This window comes from Flavobacterium humi, from assembly GCF_004745595.1.
GTDB lineage: Bacteria > Bacteroidota > Bacteroidia > Flavobacteriales > Flavobacteriaceae > Flavobacterium > Flavobacterium humi.
The window spans coordinates 232299-256994 of sequence record NZ_SRLH01000005.1 but is presented as its reverse complement, the minus strand read 5'-3'; the positions used below and the strand labels follow the sequence as shown (position 1 = coordinate 256994).

Genomic DNA, 24696 nt, shown 5'->3' with positions numbered 1-24696 from the left:
TTTACAGATTTATTTCGCTTTGTATTTTCTTTGTTAAACTCTTAAATACCAAATCATACGAATGGTCAATTAATTCCTTGACAAAAGTATCAGATATTTCGCGATTTACCGCAACAGTGTTCCAATGAATTTTACTCATATGGTAACCCGGCTGTATATCGTCATATTGTCCCCGCAATTCTTGTGCCCAATCCGGATCGGCTTTTAAATTTAACGCCGGTTTCCCGTTTTCCCACTCTTTTAAAGAGGTCAATGCAAACATTTTGCCGCCAACTTTAAAAACCAGGGTGTCCTCATCGAAGGGAAAATGTTCGGAAACCCCTTTTTTGGACAAACAATACGTATAACAATCTTCCAGATTCATATTTTATTTAGTGTTTGAGTATTTTTCCATCATTTTTTCAGGATGTGCCAAAGGGGTAAACCCGAATTTTTCGTATAAAAAATGCGCATCGGAAGTGGCCAGCCGCCAGATTTTGACCTCTTTGAGGCTTGGTTCTTCCATCATGTTTTTAATCAGGACCGAAGAATAGCCTTTCCCCCGATGTTCTTCAGTTATAAAAACATCCATAAGATAGGCAAAAACCACATAATCGGTAATAACCCTGGCAAAACCAATCTGCTTCCCATCCAGGTAAATCCCAAAACAGACCGAACTGTCAATTGTGACCTGGACTTCTTCCATCGTCCGGCCGGCTGCCCAATAAATATCCTTCAGGAAATGCTGGATGAAAGGCACATCTAACTTATTTTTATCTGTGGAAACAGTAATCATCGGCTTTATTTTTAGTTCACAATCGAATACAGGACAGGCTTACTTGGGCTCGCATCATTTTCAAACGAAGCAATCTGGATGTTTAGTATATAAGAGCCATCCTGAATCGCATCCTCCACAAAAATCATTTCCGTAATCGTGCAATGCATCCGGGCATCGTCATTTAAACGGGCAACATCGGTAACGTTCCAAAACGCTTTATGCGCCAATAACCGGCCTTCGTCATGTTCTTTATCTACGCTTGGCAGGTCAATGAGCAAATGCTGGATGCCTTTTTCGCGGATAAAAACGGCTGCGGCTTCTTCCAGGTAAGGCGGATTGGTGTTCGAGTATTTCCTTGACAATTTTTCTTTTTCATTGGGCAACGTCCTGATTACAATAGCTTGTGGCGTTTTATCATGCAGTGCCTTTTCCAGTTGGTTTTTAGTAATGACACAATCTTCGCCGTGTATTTCAGGTTTTACCGAGAGTAATTCGGCGGTAAAAACAAATTGTTTCAGGCATTGGTTGATGCTGTAAAAGTCGCGCGTAATGTGCCCCAGGCATTCCGTGTGGGTTCCATGCCCGTGCGGGTTGAAGAAAATATTGTTGAAATTTGTCGAAGAACTGCCTTCCGAAACTTTTCCTACCCAATCCCCGAAACGGACAGGTTCGATTACGGGTTTGTCTATGTACCAGGCGATCGGGTTCTGGTCTGTGGCGGTTAATGGGATAGAAATGTCGATAGGTTTCGACAAATCGATTTCGTAGGTTTTATTTTGATGGGTTATGATTGCCTTCACTTTGAAAAATATTTATTCCAAATTTAGCCAAAACAAGTCAGATGCAATTCCATCGCTGAAAAATTTTCCTTTTTTTGTCGTACGCAAAATACCGTTTTCCAAAATGAGTTGGCCCGCATCCAGGTACCGCTGTGCGTTTTGAAGAAGATAATCATGGTATTTTTGCCCGAAATCCTCCCGGATACGCAATAACGAAACGCCCCAAACTGTTCGCAGGCCGGTCATGACATATTCGTTGTAACGGTCGGTTTGTGTTAATGTTTCGGTTTCCTGCGGTAGTTTCCCTTCGGTTAAAGAATGAATGTAAACGGTATTGTTCGCGATATTCCAGCTTCGGTTTTTGCCGTCATAACTATGTGCAGAAGGGCCTATCCCTATGTATTTTTTGCCCAGCCAATAGGCCGAATTGTTCCGGGAAAAATAGTTTTCCTTCCCAAAATTAGACAATTCATAATGCACGAACCCATTCGCTTGCAGGATATCCACCAAAAGTAAAAATTGCTGGTGCGCTATTTCGTCATCCGGTTGCGGGATGATTCCCTGTTTGATAAATTTCTGTAAGGCGGTTTTCGGTTCGACGGTCAAAGCATAACTCGAGATATGCGGGATGTTCAGATCCAACAGTACCTGGATGTTTTCAAGCCAGCGTTCATTGGTCAAACCGGGAATCCCATAAATCAGGTCTGCGGTGATGTTATCAAAATATTTTGTCGCGATTTCCAGGCATTTCCTGGCTTCCGAAGCATTATGGGCACGGTTCATCAGTTGCAGGTCTTCCTCAAAAAAAGACTGGATGCCTATACTTAAACGGTTGATTTTATTTTCCGCCAATGCAATAATCCGCTCTTCCGATAAATCATCCGGGTTGGCTTCTACTGTAATTTCCGGGTTTTCCGAGACCGTATAATTTTCATAAACGGCATCGATAAGCATTTTTAAATCACTAATATCCAAGACACTAGGTGTCCCGCCGCCAAAATAAATAGTTTCGACACTATCGTGGGCAAACTCTTCTTTGCGTAAACGGATTTCTTCGGCCAATGCCGCCACCATCTGGTCTTTCTTCTTCATTGAAGTAGAAAAATGGAAGTCGCAATAATGGCACGCCTGCCTGCAAAAAGGGATATGGATGTAGATTCCGCTCATTTTAGTTTGCTGTCACAATCACAGTTAACAATCCTGAAACTGAAAACCGGGACTGGAAATTATTTTTTGATTCGTTCTTCATTCTGTTTTACAAAAGCATCCCAGCCGGAATAACTCTTGCTGCCCACTACTTTCCCGGAATTGAAAAAATGGCAGACTGCCGCCGCCAATCCATCGGTACTATCCAGGTTTTTGGGCAATTCTTTGAGCCCGAGCAATTGCTGGAGCATTTTGGCCACCTGTTCCTTGCTCGCATTTCCATTGCCGGTGATGGCCATTTTTATTTTTTTGGGTTCATATTCCGTAATAGGGATCTGACGCGACAGTCCGGCCGCCATAGCCACACCCTGGGCACGCCCTAATTTGAGCATCGACTGTACGTTTTTGCCAAAAAAAGGAGCTTCAATGGCAATTTCGTCAGGATGATGGGTTTCGATAAGCTCAATGGTCCGTTCGAAAATGATTCTTAATTTAGTATAATGGTCATCGTATTTGGACAACTGCAATTCATTTAGCTGCAGGAATTCCATTTTTTTGTTGATGACTTTTATCAAACCAAACCCCATTATTGTGGTTCCGGGGTCAATACCTAATATGATGCGTTCGTTTGCCAATTTTAATTTGTTATTTTGCACAGATGATTCCTGTATCCCACAAAGCTAAACAATTCCTTGTTCTTGCCGTCAAACTTTTGATTGTAGGCGCGGCTTTTTATTTTATTTACCATCAGTTGGCCCGTAATGAAAAGCTGGACTGGGAAAAATTCACAGCGCTTTTGCAGGCAAAATTATCATTTTGGAACCTATCTTTGGTTTTATCCTTGTCTTTTTTAAATCGTTTCCTGGAAATTTTAAAATGGCAGAACCTGGTTACCGTACTAAAGCGGATTTCTCTCGGAGTGGCCGCAAAACAGGTCTTGGGATCTTTGACAGCCGGTTTGTTTACGCCAAACGGCATAGGGGAATTTGCCGGAAAAGCCCTGTTCTTTGAAAAAAGCAATACTAAAAAAATCATTTTCCTGAACCTGGTAGGCAACGGGATCCAGATGGTGCTTACTGTTGTTTTCGGGATTTTCGGATTGTTGTATTTCAATACTGTTTTTGAGGTGATTACCCCAAAAGCCGTCATAAGCCTTTTTATTGTAGTGATTATGATATTATGCCTGCTTTTTTTCGTTAAAAAACTGACGGTCAAAGGATATTCCCTCGAAAAGCTGATCCGTAAAATCAATGAAATCCCAAAAGCGATCCATCGGAAAAACATACTGTTGGGCATAGGGCGTTACCTGGCTTTTTCGCACCAATATTATATTTTGTTTTTGTTTTTTGGTGTTGACAGCCCGTATTTCTTGCTGATGGCCGCCATTACGAGCGTGTATTTTGTGGCTTCCTCCTTACCCACTTTCCAGTTTTTGGATTTTGCCGTAAAAGGAAGTGTCGCCGTTTATTTTTTCGGATTGATGGGCATAAACGAATGGATTGTAGTTTTCATCAGTACGCTGATGTGGTTTTTGAATACTGTTGTGCCTTCCGTCATTGGAAGTTATTTTGTCTTAAATTATAAAGCGCCATGGAACCCGTAGCACTAGTCTTTAGCATTCTTTTTGCCCTTTATGCCATCGCTATTGGTTTGCTGATTTATGGTTTCGAAAAAGTGAAAGGATTTGAGGTAAATTTTTCAGTGCCGAAGACCGCCTTTTCCATTATCATAGCTTTTCGGAACGAAGAATCTCACCTGCCGGATTTGCTGAAATCCTTGTCAAGACTCAATTACCCAAAGGATTTATTCGAAATTATCCTGGTTGATGATCATTCGGACGATAGCTCCATCGACGTCATCAGCCATTGGCAAAAGGAAAATCCCGATTTTGCCCTGGCCGTTTTACAAAACCGGAGGATTTCCAATTCCCCTAAAAAAGATGCCATTACTACGGCCATTTCAGCCGCAAAATACGATTGGGTGATTACGACCGATGCAGATTGTGAAGTCAGGGAAAACTGGCTTTCAGTGATGGACGGCTATATTGGGAACAATCCGGTCGAAATGATAGCCGGCCCGGTCAATTTTCCTGCAAACGGTTCTTTCCTTTCTCATTTCCAACAGATGGACATGCTGAGCCTACAGGGCGCAACTATTGGGAGTTTCGGGCTTAATAACGCTTTTATGTGCAATGGAGCCAACTTTGCCTATACCAAACAGTTATTCCGTAAATTAAGCGGTTTTGATGGTAATGCCCACATTTCGAGCGGGGACGATGTTTTTTTACTGCAAAAAGCAATGGCTTCATTCCCTCAAAAAGTAGGATACCTCAAATCCCGGCAAGCCATAGTGACGACCAAAACCGAAGGAAGCTGGCCTGCGTTGTTCCGGCAGCGGGTGCGTTGGGCTTCTAAGGCAACGGCTTACCAGTCGGGCTTTTCCAAAGGATTGGCCAGTATTGTTTTTATGGCTAATTTGAGTATTGTTTGCGCAGGTCTTTTTACTGTATTGGGTTGGATGGACTGGCGATTGTTATTGGTTTTGTTTTCGGTCAAATTTACCTTCGATTCTATCTTGATGTATAAAACCAACCAATTACTCGGAATGTGTATGTATTCTGTAGTGTTGAGCAGTTTGGCCTATCCTTTTTTCAGTACGGCGGTTGCTTTGTATTCTTTAGTGGGGAATTTTGAATGGAAGGGCAGGAAGTTCAAGTCCTAGCCCAGGTTGCAACGGAAATCCTTTTTGTTTTTCCTTTAAAAACAAAAAGATTGCAGTGGAAGACTGGAAACAGCTCCTGAAATTTATTCCGATTTTAATATTACCGGTAAAATAAATTGTGATTTGACTTTGATGCCACGCTTTATTGCCGGTTCCACTACCGGGAAATCCTTGAGCCTCACCTGCATGATGCTGTCTATTTTTTCTGTGTCGTAGATTTTGCTGCTTTTAGGGAAATACGGCTCGAATTTGAGTTTGGCATCAGGAAAGACGGTTACTTTGACCTGAATGGTGTCCAGGTTCGGGTATAAGATCTTGAGCGTATCTGTGGCTAGTTTTTCCTGTATGGTTTGGGTCAGGTAATCGAAAAAGCACTGTTTGCGGGCTTCTTTGTCCTGGATTGAATCGCAGCTGTACAACGTGGGGAATTCATCTACCTGGGACCAGTTTATTTTTTGCAGTTCCTCCTGGAGCAGCTCTTCTTTTGCCGGGACATTTTTCTCAAAATACTGACAGCCCTGGAAAGCGATTATCAAAAGGAAGAATGCGATGGTGTTTTTCATGTACAATCAGGAGATAAATTGTTCTTATTCTGCGGAAATGCTTATTTTTAATATCAAAAATACTAAAAAAATAGTTATGGATACATTATTGTTGATTCTAGGGTTTGTTTGTGTCGTGGCCGGTATTTTCGGGAGTTTCCTGCCTGTGCTGCCCGGCCCGAGCATTAGTTGGGTGGGTTTGCTTTTGTTATACCTGACCGATGCCGTCCCCAACAATTACTGGGTCCTTGGGATTACTTTGCTGGTTACTGTACTCATTACTGTTTTGGATTATATGATCCCGGCCAAGGGAACCCGAAAATTCGGCGGCAGTTCGTATGGGGTTTGGGGCACTAATATCGGATTGGTCGTGGGGCTTTTTGTTCCAATCCCTTTCGGTTTTGTCATAGGAGCGTTTCTTGGGGCTTTCGTGGGCGAAATGATCTACGACTCACAAGACCAAAAAAGAGCGCTGAAAGCCGCCACAGGATCGTTTTTAGGCTTCCTTGCCTCTACCTTTATGAAATTCCTGGTTTGCATGCTGTTTTTAGGGACTTTCATTTATGTGGGCTGGAGTTACAGGGCATTGCTTTTTTAATTGCCTTTGCAAAAAACCAAACTTCCTTAAATCAAAAAAGCCCTCCATAAAATGGAAAGCTTTTCATTGGTCTAACTACTAAACCACCCATTTCTGGGTTAAACAACACAACTACTCTTAGATATCTTTAATTGGGAAAACCCGAAAGTATCTTTAGGATACTTTATTGGGCAAAAAAGCACTTTGTTTCCAAAGTGCTTTCCCAATTTTAGCGGTCTGGACGGGACTCGAACCCGCGACCCCATGCGTGACAGGCATGTATTCTAACCAACTGAACTACCAAACCATTGCTTAATTGCGGTTGCAAATATACAACCATTTTTAACTTCTACAAGTGTTTTTCAAAATATTTTGAAATTTTTTTTCATCGAATTATCCAAACTTTTGTTTTTCAATTAAATAGGTCGTCATAATTTTTTCAAATTTTTCATCAACAGAGACCGGAACGTACTTGATTTTATAAAGCGCACAGGTATTTGCTACCTTGGTAAAGTATTCCTGGACTACTTTTTCGTAGTCGGTTTTGACATTTTCGGCAAATAAATTGACCTGTTCGCCTGTTTCGAGATCGATAAATTTGCGTGGCGCGTTGTCAAAATTGAAATTGAACTCGGTTTTTTTATCAATCACATGGAACAAAACCACTTTATGTTTGTTGTGTTTGAGATGCTGCAGGGCTTTGAACAAACGCTCGTCATCTTCTCCCTGGAACATATCGGTAAAAAGGACAATCATGGAACGCCTGTGCATTTTCTCGGCTATCTGGTGCAAATAAGTGATGGTATCCGTTTGTTTGGCGGCTTTTGGGGTTTGCAGCACGTTTTCGAGGATATTGAGCAGCATCCTGTGGTGCCTGTCGCTTCCTTTTTCAGGAGCATAGTATTCGTACGTATCGGAATAGATGCTCAGGCCGACCGCATCCCGCTGCTTTTTCAAAAGATTCATCAAGACAGCCGAAGCCAGGACGGAAAACCCAATTTTGTTCTCATAGAAGAACTGGCCCTCCTTAAGCGCCGGATAATGCATCGAGGAGGAGTTATCAATGATAAGATGGCAACGGAGGTTGGTTTCTTCCTCGAAGCGCTTGGTATACAAACGGTCTGTTTTGGCGAATAGTTTCCAGTCGATGTGCTTGGTGCTTTCGCCGGCATTGTACACTTTGTGCTCCGCGAATTCGGCAGAGAAACCATGGAAAGGGCTTTTGTGCATCCCTGAGATGAAACCCTCCACGATTTGGTTGGCCAGGAGCTCAAGATGCGCAAAGCTGGATATTTTGGCAATTTGATTGTCGATATTCATACTCAAAGATAATTTGAAAAATTGAAAATCAAGTTGATTTGAAGATGATTTTTGAGTTTGCAGTTTGCAGTGGCGGTTTGCAGCCCGGATAGCAGCGGCATCCTTTTGTTTTTTTCTTTAAAAAACAAAAGATAAAGCGGATAGCCGGAATTGCTGCCCTGAAAAACAGTATTGGGGTTGCAGTGTCAGTTTACAGTAGCAGTTAGCAGGCTCGTGATTGCAAAAGAGCTTCTGCGAAAGTATGCGCAATAAAAAAGCCCGGCTTCCGCCAGGCTTTGTCTTTTATAGTCTGATGTACAGATTATAGCAATGCGTCGATCGCTTCAGTATAGGTGTTTTTTGGAGCTACTCCTACCTGGCGGCCTACTACTTCCCCGTTCTGGAATACCAAAACCGTAGGAATGTTACGCACACCGTATTTAGCGGCAAATTCCTGGTTTGCATCTACATCTACCTTTCCTACAACTGCTTTTCCTTCGTATTCTGAAGAAATTTCATCAATGATCGGGCCTACCATTCTACATGGTCCGCACCATGCTGCCCAAAAATCTACTAATACCGGTTTATCTGATTTTAATACCAACTCTTCAAAAGTTGCATCTGTTATTGCTTGTGCCATTTTTAAATTTCTTTAATTAATTGTTGAACAAAAGTAGGTTTTTATTTTGAATTGATTGCCGATTGAAAATCAGTTTTAGCTATCTGCAGATTGTTTTTTCTTATGAGCTTCTTCCCATAAAAAAAGACCGCCCTGACAGGCGGCCTTTTCGTGTATGGAGTATTGTGATTACAACGTGTATTTAAGTCCTAATGTCAAACCTAATCCGCTGATTCCTACGTAAGAACTGATGTCATCAGTAGCTTTGCCAGTATCAAAATTAGCGGCATTGGTTACTTTACTGTTGGAAGAAGTAGTCAATTGCTCTACATAGTTCACGTGGCTCGCTGAGTAAGAAGCATCCGGACGGAAAGCTGTTGGTGTGTATAATCTATCTACACCGTTTTCTTCGTATACTTCCGTTTCCTTGGATTTCCCGTGAACGGTGAAGTTACGGTATTCGATTTCACCAAAAATAGAGATGTGCTCCCCTAATTTGTAAGAAGTTCCGATGGCTGCCATAAATCCTACGGTTGGTTCCGGTTTTACCACGTCTTTAGCGTAAGCGTGTGTTGTCCCGGCCGGGTTGGTGTAGGTACGGTTGGTTTCGATAGTCAGGTCTCCGTGGATAGGAACGATTACCCCTACTTTAGTGTAAGGTTCAAAGTGATGCACTTCCCCTAAAAACAAAACCAAAGCAGGTGATAAATCAAGGGCTTTGATTTTTCCCTTTGCGTTACCGTCAACAAAAGTTGGTCCGGCTCCTACTAACCTGTGAGTCGTCTGTACCATTGTTTTGCTCTCTCCTGAGAAATAATTCACACCTAATTCAACACCTAAACGGGTTGTAAAACGGTAACCTGCCGTTAGGCTTGAACGGAATCCTTCTCCGAAAGAACCGTGGTTGGTTTCTCTTGAAATTAGAGTGGTACCATCTGCAGCGTATACGTCTGTGTTTGGCAATTGGCCACTAACGATTGGGAATTCTGTAGCGGCTGTCTGGATGAAGTAAGAACCTCCTAATTTGAAATACCAGCTTTCGTTTTTTTCTACTTTCTCTTCCTGAGTTTGCGTGGTAACTGTTGTTTCCTGGGTTTGTGCTACGGCAGTCATAGTACAAGCCATAAATCCTAATAAAAATAATTTGTTTTTCATTCGTTTAATGGGGCTTTATTAATTTTTTGCAAAAGTAAAAAACATCGGCCAAGAATCATAACCGGGCTTGCTTTCCCATAAACATAAATAATTAAAAACCTAATCGAATTGGAATTAAATTCGATTAGGTTTTTGCTGTAATCTATTCAGGATAATTTGATTAAATCTATCTTTTAGGCTTGGCGTTTTCAAGAACGGCCGCTCCTCTTGCCTGTGCTTTTGCAGGTGCTGATTTGCCAAATTCCAACGATCTTCCGTTCCACCACATGGCTTTTGCAGCGTCTTTGGAATCTTCGTCAATAGACAAGACACTGTCCAGGTTCCTATCGAAATCTTTGGCAAGGACTTCTTTAGGCACTTCGGTAGATGTGGCATTGTTTTTTTCGGCAACGGCAATCCAGTAGAACGAAACTGTTGAAGTTCCTCCTTTATTTTCCTTAACTGTAAATCCATCTGCAGAAACGGACGCTACATACACGCCGTTTGTTTCTCCCATTGGGGAAACCGTTACAATAACCGGTTTGTCTTTTGAGGCCAGGCCGGCAAAATTCTTATCGAATGCAATCCTGGCGACACCGTTTACCAATTCTCCGGTTCCTTTTGTAGTAACATCTACAGTAGTGGAAGTCGAGGCATAAGTGGCGATTTTTTCACCGCTGCCATTGTCATTTACTACGGCATAGGCTTTGTTGGTAATGGCTGTACCGTCTGTGTAGGATCCGAAACGGCCTCCTTTGGTAATCAATCCATATTGGTCTCCTTTGATGTGCCCTCCTAAAAACTCTCCTTCGATCCCGATACCTATTTGGCTGGATTCCTCTGTTTGGGAACTTCTGGAAGTACTGTTTTGATAAGCAGCATTCCCTAACACTGCATACAATGTTCCGGTACTTCTTCTGTACCCTAACATACCATAGGTTCCTGAACTATTGATGATCCCGATAACGCCTCCTACCTGGTTCCCGGCATTGTTAAGCGCCTGGCCTTTGATACCGAAAGAGAAAATACTGTTCCCGTTTGCTGCTCCTAACTGACCATTAACCGCTGAATTGGCATCGGTTAAAGTAGTCCCGGCAGTTGCACAAAAAGTAATCCCACGGAGACCCGTACCGGAACTTGCCGTACCGAAATATTCTCCCTGCACCGCTCCGAATGTGGTTGTACCCGAACTAATCGAGCCATAGACACCGCTTCCGTTATTGGCAGAATAACCATTGATCGCGTACGCACTGGTAGTACTTGAAGTTACGGTAAGCTGATCGCTTGCTGCCGGAGCGGTATTGTTTATACTCACCCTACCGCCATTTAAGATCTTCATCCTTTCGTCAAAATGAGGCGAAGCGGCTTTTCCTGTTGAAAATATGATCGATTTGGTATTGTTGGCATTGGCGATATACATGTCCTGGCCGCTTCCCATAAAAGTTACATCATTGGCAGCACCAATATTATAAGTTGCCGGAAAATTGAATGTGGAGTTATTGATTCCCATCCAGGCAAACCCTGAGGTATTGGTCCCATTATCGGCAGTGGCGGCATAACCACTTTGTGCATGGGTACCTGTACTGGTATTTTGAATATTGTACTGTAAAAAATCATTGATGCTTCCTGTTGCATTTACCACACTGTTTACTACCGTTGTTGAGGCAGCTACATCAAGTTTTGCTGCTGGCGCTGCGGTACCGATGCCAAAATTTCCGGCGCTGGTTACCCTTGTCTTTTCGGTATTGTTGGTTTTGGTAACATAATCGACAGCATCAGTCGTACCAACAAAATTAGTCCCTGCAACCGTTCCGGCATTTCCGGTTAACGTCCAATCGGCATTGGCGCCGGTTACCACGGGAATCCAGGCGGATCCATTCCAGTAATAAAAGCCAGGCGTTACCTGGTTAGGCCCTACGGCCGATGTAAATGTATTATAAACAAGTTCTGATGTAGTGGGTGTAGCAACAGTTGCAACATTGGTAGCCGCCAAAGCAATTCGGGGAATCAAAAGACCATCAGTAGTAGAAGTCACATCCAATGATCCCTGAGGTGTGGTTGTACCGATACCAAAGTTACCAGCACTGGTTACCCTTGTTCTTTCTGTATTGTTGGTTTTGGTCACGTAATCAACAGCATCGGTCGTACCGACAAAATTGGTGCCGGCAACTGTTCCGGCGTTTCCTGTTAACGTCCAATCGGAATTGGCGCCCGTAACAACCGGTATCCATGCGGATCCATTCCAGTAATAAAAGCCAGGGGTTACCTGGTTAGGCCCTACGGCTGATGTAAATGTATTGTACACCAACTCAGAAGTGGTGGGTGTGGCAACAGTAGCGACATTGGTAGCCGCTAAAGCGATTCGGGGAATCAAAAGACCATCAGTAGTAGAGGTAACATCTAATGACCCTTGCGGAGTTGAAGTCCCGATACCGAAATTACCGGCACTGGTCACTCTTGTTTTTTCGGTATTATTGGTTTTGGTCACAAAATCGACAGCATCGGTCGTACCAACAAAATTAGTTCCTGCAACCGTTCCGGCATTACCGGTTTGTTTCCAGTCGGAATTGCTTCCCGAGGAAATGACAGCTACCCATGACGTTCCATCCCAGTAATAAAAGCCCGGGGTTACCTGATTGGGTCCTACGGCAGATGTAAAAGTATTGTACACCAGCTCGGAAGTGGTTGGTGTGGCAATTGTCGCAACATTTGTAGCGGACAATGCTATACGGGGAATCAAAAGACCATCCGTAGTAGAGGTTACATCAAGGGCTCCCTGCGGGGTAGTTGTGCCTACGCCTACCTGGGCATTCCCATTAACAAATCCTAAAAAAACAAAGGATACTAAAAAAAAGAGCGTTCGTGCGGTAAATTTTACTGTCATAATATCTTATTTTAATAAAAAGACAAGTTAATTCTTATTAAAATAAATAAGGCAAGGAAAAACCTTACCTTATGTTAATTTAGTTACTCAATAACAGCAACTTACGAACTATAGAGATTTCTAATTCAATTTAAAATTCAATTGCATTTTTTCCAGTTCCAGCAGTAATTCGGTTGAGATTTTGATTTTCAGCTTGCGGCTGTTCATCGAAATCCGGTTCACGATCCTGGTTTCTTCCACTTCTGCAGGCATAGCGGCTGACTGGTTTTCGGATTCGGAAATGTCCCCATTTTCATCCAAGATAATCTCATCTATTTCAAGGGCTGGAGTTTCAACTTGCCTTTTGACGCTTTCGAGTTCCATTACTTCAAAAGTAACTGTATTATCACCGGCGTTGGATTGAAAGACACTGTTAAGCCTTGAGATCATTTCTTCCCGTAAATCTTTAATATCCAAGTGGATAATCAGCTTTTTGGCAAAAGTCCCCAAAACATCCTGCAGGGACTGGATTTGTAAAAATTGTATCCTCGGATCTGATTTTTTTCCTGTTTCCCTGTTTACCCAGCCTTCTTTTACATTGACTTTGATAAAAACGAAATGGTTCTGGACTAAAAAATGCCTGAATTTCAGGTATTCCTCATCAAAAATCCTGAATTCGTAACTTTCATCATAGCCTTCCAGCAGAAAAGTCGCCCAGCCTTTACCGTTCTTGGCCGTCCGATGCTGCACATTGGTCACGATCCCTCCAAAAGCAAGGTTTTTGCCTACATATTGTTCAAGGCTTTTTAACGATTCCAATTTAGTATTGCAGAAATATTTCATTTCAAATTTATAATCGTCCAGAGGATGGCCCGAAATATAAATCCCTACCACTTCCTTCTCTTTGGCCAGTTTTTCCATTGTATTCCATTCTTCGCACGGCGGTACGACCGGCTCGGCAATTTGTACTTCAGAAGCATCTCCGAATAAACTTACCTGAGAGGAATTCTCGTTTTCCTGGAATTTCGAACCATACCGCATCGCTTTTTCCAAAAAAGTAATATTGTCACCGTCCGTATGGAAATATTGGGCACGATGGGTATTCTCAAAACAATCCAAACCGCCGGCAAGCGCCAGGTTTTCAAAGGCTTTTTTATTGGCGGCCCGCAAGTCAATACGTTTGGCCAGGTCGAAAATGGATTTGTATTTTCCGTCTTTCCTGTTTTCGACAATAGTATTTACAGCTCCGTTCCCGACGCCTTTTACAGCTCCGATCCCGAAACGGACCGCATATTCTTCATTTACCGTAAATTTATAAAACGACTCGTTCACATCTGGTCCTAAAACCTGTAGCCCCATACGTTTGCATTCTTCCATAAAGAACGAAACCTGCTTGATATCGCTCATATTATTAGAGAGTACCGCTGCCATATATTCCGCGGGGTAATTCGCTTTCAGGTAGGCCGTCTGATAGGCAATCCAAGCATAACAAGTAGAGTGGGACTTATTGAAAGCATACTCCGCAAAGGCTTCCCAGTCTTTCCATATTTTTTCGAGTTTTTCTTCCGAATGGCCTTTGGCAGCAGCCTGGCTTACGAATTTAGGTTTCATTTTATCCAGGACGTCCCGTTGTTTTTTTCCCATCGCTTTACGCAGGACATCGGCATCACCTTTGGAGAAATCGGCCAGTTTCTGGGACAGAAGCATCACCTGCTCCTGATACACGGTAATCCCGTAGGTGTCTTTCAATAAATCTTCGCAGGCTTCCAGGTCATATTCAATAGGTTCCTCTCCGTTTTTCCGTTTGATGAAACTAGGGATATAGGCAATCGGCCCGGGGCGGTATAAGGCATTCATCGCAATCAGGTCATTGAAAACCGTGGGTTTAAGCTCCTTCATGTACTTCTGCATCCCGGCACTTTCATACTGGAATATCCCTACGGTTTCGCCCCGCTGGAAAAGCTCAAAAGTCTTAAGGTCATCAATTGGGAAAGCATCCGGATCCAGGACTTTCCCGGTCCTGTATTTGATCAGTTTTACGGTATCTTTAATTAAGGTGAGGGTCTTCAGACCCAAAAAGTCCATTTTTAACAATCCGGCACTTTCGGCAACAGAGTTATCAAATTGGGTAACATATAAGTCCGAATCCTTTGCTGTTGTAACGGGCACGAAATTCGTAATATCGCTTGGCGTGATGATAACCCCGCAGGCATGGATCCCCGTATTTCGGAGGTTTCCTTCCAGGATTTGAGCCTGTTGGATGGTTTCCCCACTTAAATCGGTATCTTTTGAAAGCTCTATCAATTCTTTCATCCTGTCGAAATCTTCCGGGCGCAGGGCCTTTCTGACTTCTGCCTCGGAATCTTTCATGAAACGGGCCAGGCTCCATTTTGCCGGAAGCATCCCAGGCAATAATTTGGCGATTTTATCGGCTTCAAAAAGCGGCAGGTCCAAAACCCTTGCCGTGTCACGAATAGCTGATTTTGCCGCCATGGTCCCGTACGTAATGATCTGGGCCACTTGTTTGGAACCGTATTTTTCAATTACATAATCCATAACGCGGCTTCTTCCTTCGTCATCAAAATCGATATCGATATCGGGTAATGATACACGGTCCGGATTCAGGAAACGCTCAAAAAGCAGGTTATACATGAGCGGGTCAATGTTCGTAATCCCCAAACAATAGGCCACTACCGATCCTGCAGCGGATCCCCGCCCGGGCCCAACGGAAACGTCCATTTTACGGGCTTCGGCAATAAAATCCTGGACAATAAGGAAATACCCGGGATAACCCGAATTTTCAATGGTGAGCAATTCGAAATCGATTCGTTCCTCAATTTCTTCAGTGATTTCTGTATACCTTCTTTTGGCGCCTTCATAGGTTAGATAGCGCAAATATTTATTTTCCCCTCGTTTTCCTTCATCGGCTTTGTCTTCTTCAACCAGGAATTCATCCGGAATTTCAAACTTTGGAAGCAAAACGTCCCGGTAAAGGGAATAAATTTCAATTTTATCTACAATTTCCTGGATGTTGATAATGGCTTCCGGCAGATCCGAAAAGACATTTTTCATTTCGGCATCCGATTTGAAATAATATTCCTGGTTAGGCAAACCGAAGCGGTAACCTCGGCCACGGCCAATTGGCGTAGCTTGTTTTTCCCCTTCTTTTACACATAATAAAATATCGTGCGCATTGGCATCTTCCTTGGAAATGTAAAAGGTATTGTTGGTTGCGATAAGCTTTACATCGTGTTTCCTGGCGAAAGAAATAAGGGTCTGGTTGACGCGGTTCTCATCTTCCTGGTTATGGCGCATGAGTTCAATATAGAAATCATCCCCAAATTGTGATTTCCACCAAAGCAACGCTTCTTCAGCCTGGTTTTCACCGATATTTAAAATCTTGCTCGGGATTTCTCCGTAGAGGTTTCCGGACAAGACCATTACATCTTCTTTGTATTGTTCGATTATTTTCCGATCGATCCTTGGCACATAATAAAAACCTTCGGTGTAAGCGATAGAAGACATTTTGGCCAGGTTATGGTAGCCTTTTTTATTTTTGGCCAGGAAAACAACCTGGTAACCGTTGTCTTTTTTGGTTTTGTCCTTATGGTCGTCACATACGAAAAATTCGCAGCCGACAATCGGTTTCATCTCCACTTCAGTGGGTTCTTCACCGTTTTCTATGGCGGCAGCGTTTTTAGACGCGGCAGCTTTGTTATGGTTGAGCACATCACGCACAAAATGGAAAGCTCCCATTAAGTTGGCATGGTCGGTCATGGCCACGGCCGGCATTTTATTTTTGGCAGCTGCCGAAACCAAATTAGCAATGGAAATGGTTGATTGCAATACCGAAAACTGCGTATGGTTATGCAGGTGCACAAAAGTAGCGGCTTCCAGATCCTGTTGGTGCGCTTCGGAAATAGGCGTTTTTGTATCAACCTTTTCAACTTGCTGCAATCGCTTCCTGATGTCATCCGAAGCCGATTTCAGGTTGATGTGCTTTAATCCGATCAGCTGGATTTCGGTTGTATTATTCTCTTGGAAATCACGGAAATACTCTGCGGGAACGTCAAGTTCTTCTTTGGTAAAAACCTCTCTTTTTACCAATTCCAGGAAACAGCGTGTGGTGGCCTCAACGTCGGCGGTAGCGTTGTGCGCTTCCGAAAACGGGACACCGAAAAGGTATTGATGGAGTTCGGTCAGTGTTGGCAATTTGAATTTACCGCCACGGCCTCCGGGCAATTTCAGCAATTCCGCAGTGACTTCGGTACAGGTATCGAGCACGGGCATTTTTACCATATCCGACCCGACATTCATTCGATGGAATTCACATCCCATGATATTGACGTCAAAACCTACATTCTGTCCGACAATAAATTTTGTCTTGGAAAGTGCAATGTTGAATTTTTCGAGTACTTCCTGCAACGGAACTCCTTGTTCCATAGCCAGTTCTGTAGAAATCCCGTGGATACGTTCGGCGTCATACGGGATATTGAAACCTTCGGGCTTGACTAAATAATCCTGATGCTCAATAAGGTTTCCCATGCCATCATGCAATTGCCATGCAATCTGGATGCATCGCGGCCAGTTATCCGTATCGGTAATAGGTGCTGACCAACTGCGTGGCAAACCGGTGGTTTCGGTATCGAAAATTAAATACATTCCGTTGAGCTTTAGGCTTTAGGCGTTTGGCCGCAAGCAAATTTAGACAAAAACAAAATTACGTTTTATGGGAGTGAAAGCCAATTTTAGTTATTAACAAATGCCTGTTGGATTCCATTTATAGCATTTCAACTACAAAATTATGTTATGGCCGTTGTCCGGTTTTGAAAAATTCCATAAAAATATTGGGCCAAAGGAATTGATTTCCCTAATAAAGAAGTGCCCTTAGAAATTTAGGAGAAGAGGATTCCTATTATTTGCAGAGGATAAAAACAGGCAATAGAAGGGACAAAAAAAACCCATCTGCCATGAAGCGGATGGGTTTTGAATATTCTGAAATAAGGTCAATTAGTATCTTCCTCTGTTTCCACCGCGATCATTTCCACCGCCATAACCACCACCTGAACGGTTGTTGTTATTGAAGCTTCTTCTCTCTCCTTCCGGTTTCGGCTCAGATTTGTTAACTACGATTGTACGTCCGCCAACAGTTGCACCGTTCAGCTCGTCAATAGCTTTTTGTCCTGCAGCGTCATCAGACATTTCAACAAAACCAAACCCTTTACTTCTACCAGTGAATTTATCAGTGATAATTTTTACTGAATCTACTGCGCCATACGCTTCGAAAGATTCTCTTAAATCCGCTTCCTCGATACTCCAAGGAAGACTTCCTACGAAAATGTTCATATATACATTTATTAAATAAAGGACAAATGTAGGCTATTATTATTCTAAATTACTCATTATTAAGCTTTTTCTTTTAAAATAAAAGTTGTATATGTAAAAAAAGCCATCAAAACTGACGGCTCTTTATTAGTAAATCCTGATGTATTCCTTTAGTTTATAGGCACTTTATAAAAGATCCCGTCACGGCACCATACCGTTTTCCCGGAAGGAGCATCAAAAGCGGTAAACTTAAAAGTTCCGGTAACAGTCAGCCCGTCATATTTAGTGATGATCACTTCTCCGTTGCTGTTGGCTACGTTCAAGACCGTAAGGTTTGCATTGTTATCCCCTCCGGTAATCCTAACATTATCACCAGCTTTATAACCGTTTCCTGGAACATTTACTTCCACTTTGTTTACAGAACCGATTGTTGTGCTTACACCTGTTATGTTCACTTTTAACCCTGAACCTGAACCGGTAAGGACATTTGTAGCTACAAGGCTCGCCGGCAAATATCCTGTCCCTCCTGAAGTAATCTTCACGGAATTTACAGCACTTTGCGTAATCCCGGTTTGATAATTTTTAGTAGGATCGGTCAATAAAGTACAGGTTGCCCTGTTTAACTGATTTGTAGTCCCTAAAGTATAAGTCCCTGCACTAGAGGAATTTGTTTTCAAAACGATACTCCCAAGTGGGGAATCCGCAACAAAAGTCAAACCTCCTGAAGCATCTTTAGAAGCGGAGAGAATTGTTGCTTTCCAGAAATTATTATTTAACCTGGCCTGGAAAGCCGGGGTGCTGTCTTCCACCTCTTTTTGACAAGACTGGAAAGCAACTCCTAGAATAAGGAAAAGTATAATTTTTTTCATAAGCTATGGTTTGGTTTTTGACAAAAGTAATAGTTTGCTATTAAATAACTAATAAATGATGTATTTTTTTTATTCCGGCCTAAATCGTAAAAAACAGTATATTAGTTCGGTGTGTAAAAAAAAAGTGTATATTTGCACCCTTAAATAATCGAGGTCGTGTACCTCAAATTAATCAAAAAGATTATGTCAGTAAAAATCAGATTACAAAGACACGGTAAAAAAGGAAAACCTTTTTACTGGATCGTAGCGGCAGATGCACGCTCAAAAAGAGATGGTAAATTCCTTGAAAAAATCGGAACTTACAATCCAAACACTAACCCGGCAACTATCGATTTAAACCTTGACGGTGCCGTACAATGGTTACACAATGGTGCTCAGCCAACTGACACTGCAAGAGCTATCCTTTCTTACAAAGGCGCTTTATTGAAACACCACCTAGATGGAGGAGTTCGTAAAGGAGCTTTAACGCAAGAGCAGGCTGATGCTAAATTAGCAGCTTGGTTGGAATCTAAAGCTGGTAAAGTTGATGCTAAAAAAGCTGGTTTGTCAAAAGCAGACGCTGATGCTAAAGCTAAAGCATTGAAAGCTGAAAAAGAAGCGAACGAAAAACGTATCGCTGCACAGGCTGAAGCTGCAAAAGCTGCTGAAGCTGTTGTTGAAGAAGAAGTTGAAGCTCCTGCTGATGCTGAAGCTGCAGTTGAGGAAACTCCTGCTGTTGAAGAAAACAACGAAGAAACAGAAGCTTAATATCACTGCGGTTTATGCGTAAAGAAGATTGTTTCTATTTAGGTAAAATCGCTAAAAAATTTAGTTTCAAGGGAGAAGTCCTTATCTATCTGGATACTGACGAGCCCGAAATTTATGAAAATCTGGAATCAGTTTTTGTTGAATTCAACAGCAAAAACCTGATTCCATTTTTTATTGAAAACAGCAATCTTCACAAAAATGATTTTTTACGTGTTCGGTTTGAAGATGTAAACAATGAGGAAGAAGCCGATGAGATCATTGGCTGTGAAGTGTATTTGCCTTTAAAAATGCTGCCGAAACTCACCGGCAACAAATTCTACTACCACGAGGTTATCGGTTTTGAAATCGAAGACAAACGATTGGGTGTTTTCGGGAAAATCGTAGCCATAAACGACAGTTCAGCACAACCTTTATTTGAAGTTTTAAACGGAGAAGTTGAAATCCTGATCCCGATGATCGATCATTTCCTGGTTAAAATTGACCGGGACAACAAGAAAGTCATCATGGATTTGCCGGAAGGACTCGTTGAGATGTATCTGTAAATACATCCGGTTATTTAAATCTTACCTGAGCATGTTTTCATTCAAAAAATTCAACATTGAACAAGACAGATGCGCCATGAAAGTGGGCACTGACGGTGTTTTACTTGGCGCCTGGGCTCCTGTTGAGCACAATCCTTACAGCGTTTTAGACATTGGCACCGGGACAGGGTTGATCGCATTAATGCTGGCGCAAAGAAGTTCCGCGGCACAAATTGACGCCTTGGAAATTGACGAAGATGCTTACGAGCAGGCTACCGATAATTTCGAAAATTCTCCCTGGAATGACCGCTTATTCTGCTTTCACGCCGGATTGGACGAGTTTGTGGAAGAACCTGAAGACGAATACGACCTGATTGTTTCCAACCCACCGTTTTATTCCGAAGATTACAAAACAGATAACGAGCAACGCGATTTGGCCCGTTTTATGGATGCCATGCCTTTTGAAGACCTGATTGAAGCTGCTGATTTACTGCTTTCTGAAGACGGTATTTTTGCCGTAATCATCCCTTATAAGGAAGAAGATCGTTTTTTGGCCATAGCCAAAGCACACGAATTGTACCCTTTTAAGATAACCCGTGTCAAAGGGGCGCCTACTACAGAAATCAAACGCAGTCTAATCGCCTTGGGCAGGATCGAAAAAAGCGCTACAATTGATGAATTGGTCATTGAAACCGCCCGTCATCAGTATACTCCGGAATATATTGAACTCACCAAAGATTTTTACCTGAAATTTTAAGCCGCCTTCAAAATACTACGGAACTGGTAAAGGATCCTTTCGAAAAGCCGCAGGTCTTCGGTAATGATTTCGGCTGTTCCTTTCATTTCCTGCTGAAAAGGGATTTCTTTCCTGTAATTGGTTTGAAGGTTTTGCGGCAAAGCGATGTCCATCATGACATTCCCGTCTTTGTCCGGAACGAGCGAAATATTTTTCACTTTACCAATAAGCACTCCAAATTCATTGTCCGGAAAATTCGCCAAACGGATATTCACTTGCTGGCCCACTTTTATCTTCCCGGAATTTAAGGCTGGCGCTTTTACTTTCCCGATGTAGCCTTTTTCGGTTTTAGGAACCACTGAAAACACATTCTCACCTGTGTTTATTGTTTGGTTTTCGACCCAAATCTGTGCAAAAGACACTTCTCCTTCTATCGATGATTTTAAAACATAGCTTAATTCCCAGTCTTTTATGGCTTTTTTGAGCTGGTAAAATGACTGTATCACATTTCTATCCAAATTGACGTTTTCTTTTGTCCCGTTAATTTCAGTGCCCTGGACTGCTCTTTTATTTTCAATCAGTGAAGACCGCAACTGGGAAATCGAGCTTAAAAGGCTTTTATAATTTTTCTCGGACTGCAGGTAATTCAGCTTCTTGGTCTCAAATTCCTGTTCCGAAATTACTCCTTTGCTATGCAAAACCGTATACCTGGCGATTTCGTTTTTCTGAAGGCCCAATTCCTGCTCGTTTATTTCTTTTTGCTGGAGCAAAAGAGTAAGCCTTTCCTGTATTTGGGAAGATTCCGATTTTTGCGCCCGGTTTTCCACCTGGAAAGGCTGCAGGTTCGTATTCAGGCTTTCGGCAATATAATCTTTCTGGAAAAGGGCAAAAGCACTTTCGATTTCTCCCAATTGGGCGTTTTTCAGTTTTTCAAACGGGAAACCGGCCCCGGATTTTGAGTTATCGATCAGTTGCTGAAGCAGGAACACATCGTTGTAATTTGCCGAATTTTCAATAATGGCCAAAGGCGTATCTTCCCGGACAACGGCTTTATCTTTCACAAATATCGCTTCAATTTTCCCTGTGGTTTTCGCCACTAGTTTTTCCGGAGGGATATTGGTAGTGATTACTATTTCGGTAGCCACGACATCCGGATATCTTAAAAACCATGAAATCACAAACAGCATGATGATGATCCCGAAAATAAGCACCGTCCCCCATCGGATCATCCAATGCGGCACGCGGGTAAGTATGTCTTGGACTTCTTCGCTGCGTAATTCGAAAGTATCTTTATTTTTCTCTTCCATAATCTAATTTCCTAACTGCAATTGGTTCCTCACCAATTCGAAATAATTTCCTTTTTGTTCCACTAACGCCGAATGGCTGCCTATTTCAATGATCCTTCCTTTGTCCAGTACAACAATCTGATCGGCATTCATAACGGTACTCAACCTATGCGCAATAACCACTACTGTTTTCTCTTTGAAGAAAAGGTCCAGTTTCCTCATGATTTCTTTCTCATTATTGGCATCCAAAGCGGAAGTTGCTTCGTCAAAAAAGAGCATTTCCGGGTTTTTGTATACCGCCCTGGCAATGAGCAGTCGTTGTTTCTGCCCGGTACTCATCCCTAATCCTTCCGAACCAATTTTGGTATTGTACCCCAACGGCAATCCTGAAATGTATTCTTTTATATTGGCCACATCAGCGGCATACACTAATCTGTCCTTGTCAATGATATCCACACCTACAGCAATATTGTTGGCAATGGTATCGTTAAAGATGAATCCTTCCTGCATCACCGCTCCGATATTCGAACGCCATGCCTTTTGTGAGATATTCTTGAGTTGCGAATTCCCGATGGTGATTTCCCCTTTATCCGGATCGTAGAATTTAAGCAGTAATTTCATTAGAGTTGTTTTCCCGCTTCCGCTGACTCCTACAATTGCAGTGACTTTATTGGCCGGGATAACCAGGTTTAGATCTTCCAAAACCGGAATATCGGAACCCAAATACCTGTAAGTAAGGTCTTTTATATGGATGTCCTCGTTTTTGGGAACATCGTTTGTCTGATGGATTTCCTGTTGCTTCTCATCTTCTTTTTCATGGATTTCGGATAGCCTCGCCAGCGATATTTTTGCATCCTGCAATTCCCGCACAAAACCGATAAGCTGTGTGATCGGCCCGTTTAAACTCCCTACGATGGAGCTTACCGCCATCATGGTACCAATGGTAAATTCGTTGCCGTGGTCGATCACCAATTTGGCCGAAAGGAAAATGATGAATATGTTTTTCAATTCATTGATAACCGATGAACCAATGGTTTGTGTCTGTTCCAGTACCAATCCTTTAATGGAAACCCTGAATAGCCTTGCCTGGACATATTCCCAGCCCCAGCGCTTTTGTTTTTCAGCATTGTGCAATTTGATTTCCTGCATTCCGTTGATGAGCTCCATCACTTTGCTCTGTTCCTGGCTTACCTCTGAAAAACGCTTGTAATCCAATGCTTCCCGTCGTTTTAGAAACAAGGTTATCCAACCAAAATACAAAATACTTCCTGCAAAAAACACCAAAAATATCTGAAGGTTGAAATACGCCAGAACAGCTCCCATGACAAACATATTGATGACTGAAAACAGTACATTCAAAGATGATGTGGTCAGGATCCGTTCGATACGGTGGTGGTCATTGATACGCTGCATGATATCACCTGTCATCCTTACATCGAAGAAAGAAATCGGCAAATTCATCAGTTTGATAAAGAAATCGGAAATCAATGAAATGTTTATCCGGGTGGAAAGATGCAGCAATATCCAGCTTCGGATCAGTTCCAATCCGGTCCTTCCGGCAAAAAGCGCCAATTGTGCAAACAGGATCAGGTAGACAAAATGGATGTTCTGGTTTTTGATCCCAATATCCACGATACTTTGTGTCAGGAAAGGGAAAATTAGTTGCAGCAAACTGCTTGCCATCAAACCGATACTCAACTGGATCAAAAACGATTTATACCTGAAAATATACTGTGACAGCATCCCGAACCCAAGCCCTTTTTTCTCTTCCTTGTCAAATTCCGACTGATGGAACAACGGCGTCGGTTCAATCAATAAGGCAATCCCTTCCTGAGTGGTTTGGCTTGCGTTGTTGCCGATCCAGAATTTTATAAAATCTTCCTGGCTGTATTCGATCAGTCCGAAACCGGGATCGGAAATACAATATTTCCCTTTTTTGATATCATGAAGAACAACATAATGTTCTTTGTTCCAATGCAGGATACAAGGCAAGGGAGCTTCTTCCAGCCTTTCCAGGTTCAGTTTTACGCCAAGTGTCCTGAAACCGATCTTTTCGGCAGCATCACTCAAAAAGAGCAGGTTGCTTCCTTCCCGGGTAGTTTCGCTAAAATCACGCAAATCCTGTATTTTGATTGTCTTGCCGTAATATTTGGCTACAATTTTCAAACAGGTTGGCCCGCAATCTTTGCTATCGGCTTGTATATAATTGGGGAATTTTTTCAATTTTAGTATTTTGATATCAAAAGTATGACTTTTTTGAAAGTTATTTCTTAAAGAAAGGCTGAAAAAAAGAAAATATTTTCAGCTTATTTATTTTATTCTGAAAGCGGCAAGCGCCACCATTATTCCGAAAAACCTTGGGATTTAAAACAAAGAGAGGGAAATTGCTTCCCTCTCTAAACCATATTCTATTAACCCTCAAATACAGTTGAATAACAACATCCGGTCGCATTTTCGTAAATCTTTCCAGTACCGGCACCGTTTGTGCAGGAGAATGTACTTGGAATATACGTCCCGCCGCTTTTACACAAACAAGTATTTACGTTACCTGTGTACACTCCACCTTGGCCACATCCCGGAGGAGGCAATTTACCGCCATTGATTTCTTTTTGCTCCGCAGCAGTTAATATTTGAGCGCCTTCTAAGTTTAAAATGTTTTTTAACATGATATTTTATTTAATTAATGTAATGAATCGCCCAATGGTATATGGGCATTTGGTTGTTGTACCTGCAAAAATGAATTCGACTAGAAACAACATTTTCCACAGAAATACA

22 protein-coding genes and 1 tRNA gene are annotated in these 24696 nt (G+C 42.3%); 6 read left to right on the top strand and 17 right to left on the bottom strand.

All coding sequences use genetic code 11. The annotated features are described in order from the left end of the window. Window position 1: 1 nt before the first annotated feature. The 5 genes from E4635_RS10845 to ruvC are packed head-to-tail and all read right to left on the bottom strand — an operon-like array spanning window position 2 to window position 3317. Complete coding sequence (locus E4635_RS10845) at window positions 2-364, bottom strand: MmcQ/YjbR family DNA-binding protein (protein ID WP_135526716.1); 363 nt, start codon at window positions 362-364, stop codon at window positions 2-4. A 3-nt stretch (window positions 365-367) separates the two neighbouring features. Then, window positions 368-775, bottom strand: a complete 408-nt coding sequence (locus E4635_RS10840) for a GNAT family N-acetyltransferase (RefSeq protein ID WP_135526715.1) — start codon at window positions 773-775, stop codon at window positions 368-370. An 11-nt stretch (window positions 776-786) separates the two neighbouring features. Beyond that, window positions 787-1557 carry a cyclase family protein gene (locus E4635_RS10835; RefSeq protein WP_135526714.1) on the bottom strand — a complete coding sequence of 257 codons (771 nt, stop codon included), beginning with the start codon at window positions 1555-1557 and terminating at the stop codon, window positions 787-789. Between the two features lie 12 nt (window positions 1558-1569). After that, window positions 1570-2703 (bottom strand): radical SAM family heme chaperone HemW, encoded by a 1134-nt coding sequence (hemW, locus tag E4635_RS10830; RefSeq protein ID WP_135526713.1) that lies wholly within the window; start codon window positions 2701-2703, stop codon window positions 1570-1572. Window positions 2704-2762: 59 nt separating this feature from the next. After that, entirely contained in the window at window positions 2763-3317 is a 555-nt protein-coding gene (ruvC, locus tag E4635_RS10825; protein WP_135526712.1) for a crossover junction endodeoxyribonuclease RuvC, read from the bottom strand. Window positions 3318-3340: 23 nt separating this feature from the next. On the opposite strand from ruvC, the gene E4635_RS10820 reads away from it, so the two are divergent. Together E4635_RS10820 and E4635_RS10815 are read left to right on the top strand one after the other, a co-directional pair. Continuing rightward, window positions 3341-4285, top strand: a complete 945-nt coding sequence (locus E4635_RS10820; protein WP_135526711.1) for a lysylphosphatidylglycerol synthase domain-containing protein — start codon at window positions 3341-3343, stop codon at window positions 4283-4285. Next, window positions 4273-5403: a glycosyltransferase family 2 protein gene (locus E4635_RS10815; RefSeq protein WP_135526710.1), complete on the top strand. Its 1131-nt coding sequence runs from the start codon at window positions 4273-4275 to the stop codon at window positions 5401-5403. Before E4635_RS10820 ends, E4635_RS10815 begins: the two co-directional genes overlap by 13 nt. Window positions 5404-5486: 83 nt before the next feature. Here the strand turns inward: E4635_RS10815 and E4635_RS10810 are convergent, their stop codons facing one another. Continuing rightward, complete coding sequence (locus tag E4635_RS10810) at window positions 5487-5966, bottom strand: hypothetical protein (protein WP_135526709.1); 480 nt, start codon at window positions 5964-5966, stop codon at window positions 5487-5489. Between the two features lie 76 nt (window positions 5967-6042). Here E4635_RS10810 and E4635_RS10805 point away from each other — a divergent pair, with 76 nt between their 5' ends. Continuing rightward, entirely contained in the window at window positions 6043-6543 is a 501-nt protein-coding gene (locus tag E4635_RS10805) for a DUF456 domain-containing protein (protein ID WP_135526708.1), read from the top strand. 212 nt (window positions 6544-6755) lie between these two features. Here E4635_RS10805 and E4635_RS10800 read toward each other — a convergent pair. The 8 genes from E4635_RS10800 to E4635_RS10765 all read right to left on the bottom strand — a co-directional run bounded on the left by E4635_RS10800 (window position 6756) and on the right by E4635_RS10765 (window position 18631). Next, window positions 6756-6829 (bottom strand) — tRNA-Asp (locus E4635_RS10800). 86 nt (window positions 6830-6915) lie between these two features. Then, window positions 6916-7842 (bottom strand): DUF58 domain-containing protein, encoded by a 927-nt coding sequence (locus E4635_RS10795; protein WP_135526707.1) that lies wholly within the window; start codon window positions 7840-7842, stop codon window positions 6916-6918. 301 nt (window positions 7843-8143) lie between these two features. Further along, entirely contained in the window at window positions 8144-8461 is a 318-nt protein-coding gene (gene trxA / locus E4635_RS10790; protein WP_135526706.1) for a thioredoxin, read from the bottom strand. Between the two features lie 168 nt (window positions 8462-8629). Next, window positions 8630-9595 (bottom strand): outer membrane beta-barrel protein, encoded by a 966-nt coding sequence (locus E4635_RS10785; RefSeq protein WP_135526705.1) that lies wholly within the window; start codon window positions 9593-9595, stop codon window positions 8630-8632. Between the two features lie 166 nt (window positions 9596-9761). Continuing rightward, window positions 9762-12458, bottom strand: coding sequence for a beta strand repeat-containing protein (locus E4635_RS10780; protein WP_135526704.1), 2697 nt, complete (start codon window positions 12456-12458; stop codon window positions 9762-9764). A gap of 120 nt (window positions 12459-12578) precedes the next feature. Beyond that, entirely contained in the window at window positions 12579-17099 is a 4521-nt protein-coding gene (gene dnaE / locus E4635_RS10775; RefSeq protein ID WP_135526703.1) for a DNA polymerase III subunit alpha, read from the bottom strand. Between the two features lie 348 nt (window positions 17100-17447). Next, the gene (locus E4635_RS10770; RefSeq protein WP_135526702.1) at window positions 17448-17783 is read right to left on the bottom strand and encodes an RNA recognition motif domain-containing protein; all 336 of its coding nucleotides are present in this window, start codon (window positions 17781-17783) and stop codon (window positions 17448-17450) included. A 149-nt stretch (window positions 17784-17932) separates the two neighbouring features. After that, window positions 17933-18631, bottom strand: coding sequence for a DUF6252 family protein (locus E4635_RS10765; RefSeq protein ID WP_135526701.1), 699 nt, complete (start codon window positions 18629-18631; stop codon window positions 17933-17935). 183 nt (window positions 18632-18814) lie between these two features. On the opposite strand from E4635_RS10765, the gene E4635_RS10760 reads away from it, so the two are divergent. The 3 genes from E4635_RS10760 to E4635_RS10750 are packed head-to-tail and all read left to right on the top strand — an operon-like array spanning window position 18815 to window position 20656. After that, complete coding sequence (locus E4635_RS10760) at window positions 18815-19378, top strand: 30S ribosomal protein S16 (RefSeq protein WP_135526700.1); 564 nt, start codon at window positions 18815-18817, stop codon at window positions 19376-19378. Window positions 19379-19392: 14 nt separating this feature from the next. Continuing rightward, window positions 19393-19920, top strand: a complete 528-nt coding sequence (gene rimM, locus E4635_RS10755) for a ribosome maturation factor RimM (RefSeq protein ID WP_135526699.1) — start codon at window positions 19393-19395, stop codon at window positions 19918-19920. Window positions 19921-19951: 31 nt separating this feature from the next. Next, complete coding sequence (locus E4635_RS10750) at window positions 19952-20656, top strand: tRNA1(Val) (adenine(37)-N6)-methyltransferase (protein WP_135526698.1); 705 nt, start codon at window positions 19952-19954, stop codon at window positions 20654-20656. Here the strand turns inward: E4635_RS10750 and E4635_RS10745 are convergent. The 3 genes from E4635_RS10745 to E4635_RS10735 all read right to left on the bottom strand — a co-directional run bounded on the left by E4635_RS10745 (window position 20653) and on the right by E4635_RS10735 (window position 24587). Next, window positions 20653-21942, bottom strand: coding sequence for an HlyD family secretion protein (locus tag E4635_RS10745; RefSeq protein ID WP_135526697.1), 1290 nt, complete (start codon window positions 21940-21942; stop codon window positions 20653-20655). The genes E4635_RS10750 and E4635_RS10745 overlap by 4 nt on opposite strands. A gap of 3 nt (window positions 21943-21945) precedes the next feature. Next, entirely contained in the window at window positions 21946-24144 is a 2199-nt protein-coding gene (locus E4635_RS10740; RefSeq protein ID WP_135526696.1) for a peptidase domain-containing ABC transporter, read from the bottom strand. Window positions 24145-24332: 188 nt separating this feature from the next. After that, complete coding sequence (locus E4635_RS10735) at window positions 24333-24587, bottom strand: hypothetical protein (RefSeq protein ID WP_135526695.1); 255 nt, start codon at window positions 24585-24587, stop codon at window positions 24333-24335. Window positions 24588-24696: the final 109 nt, after the last annotated feature.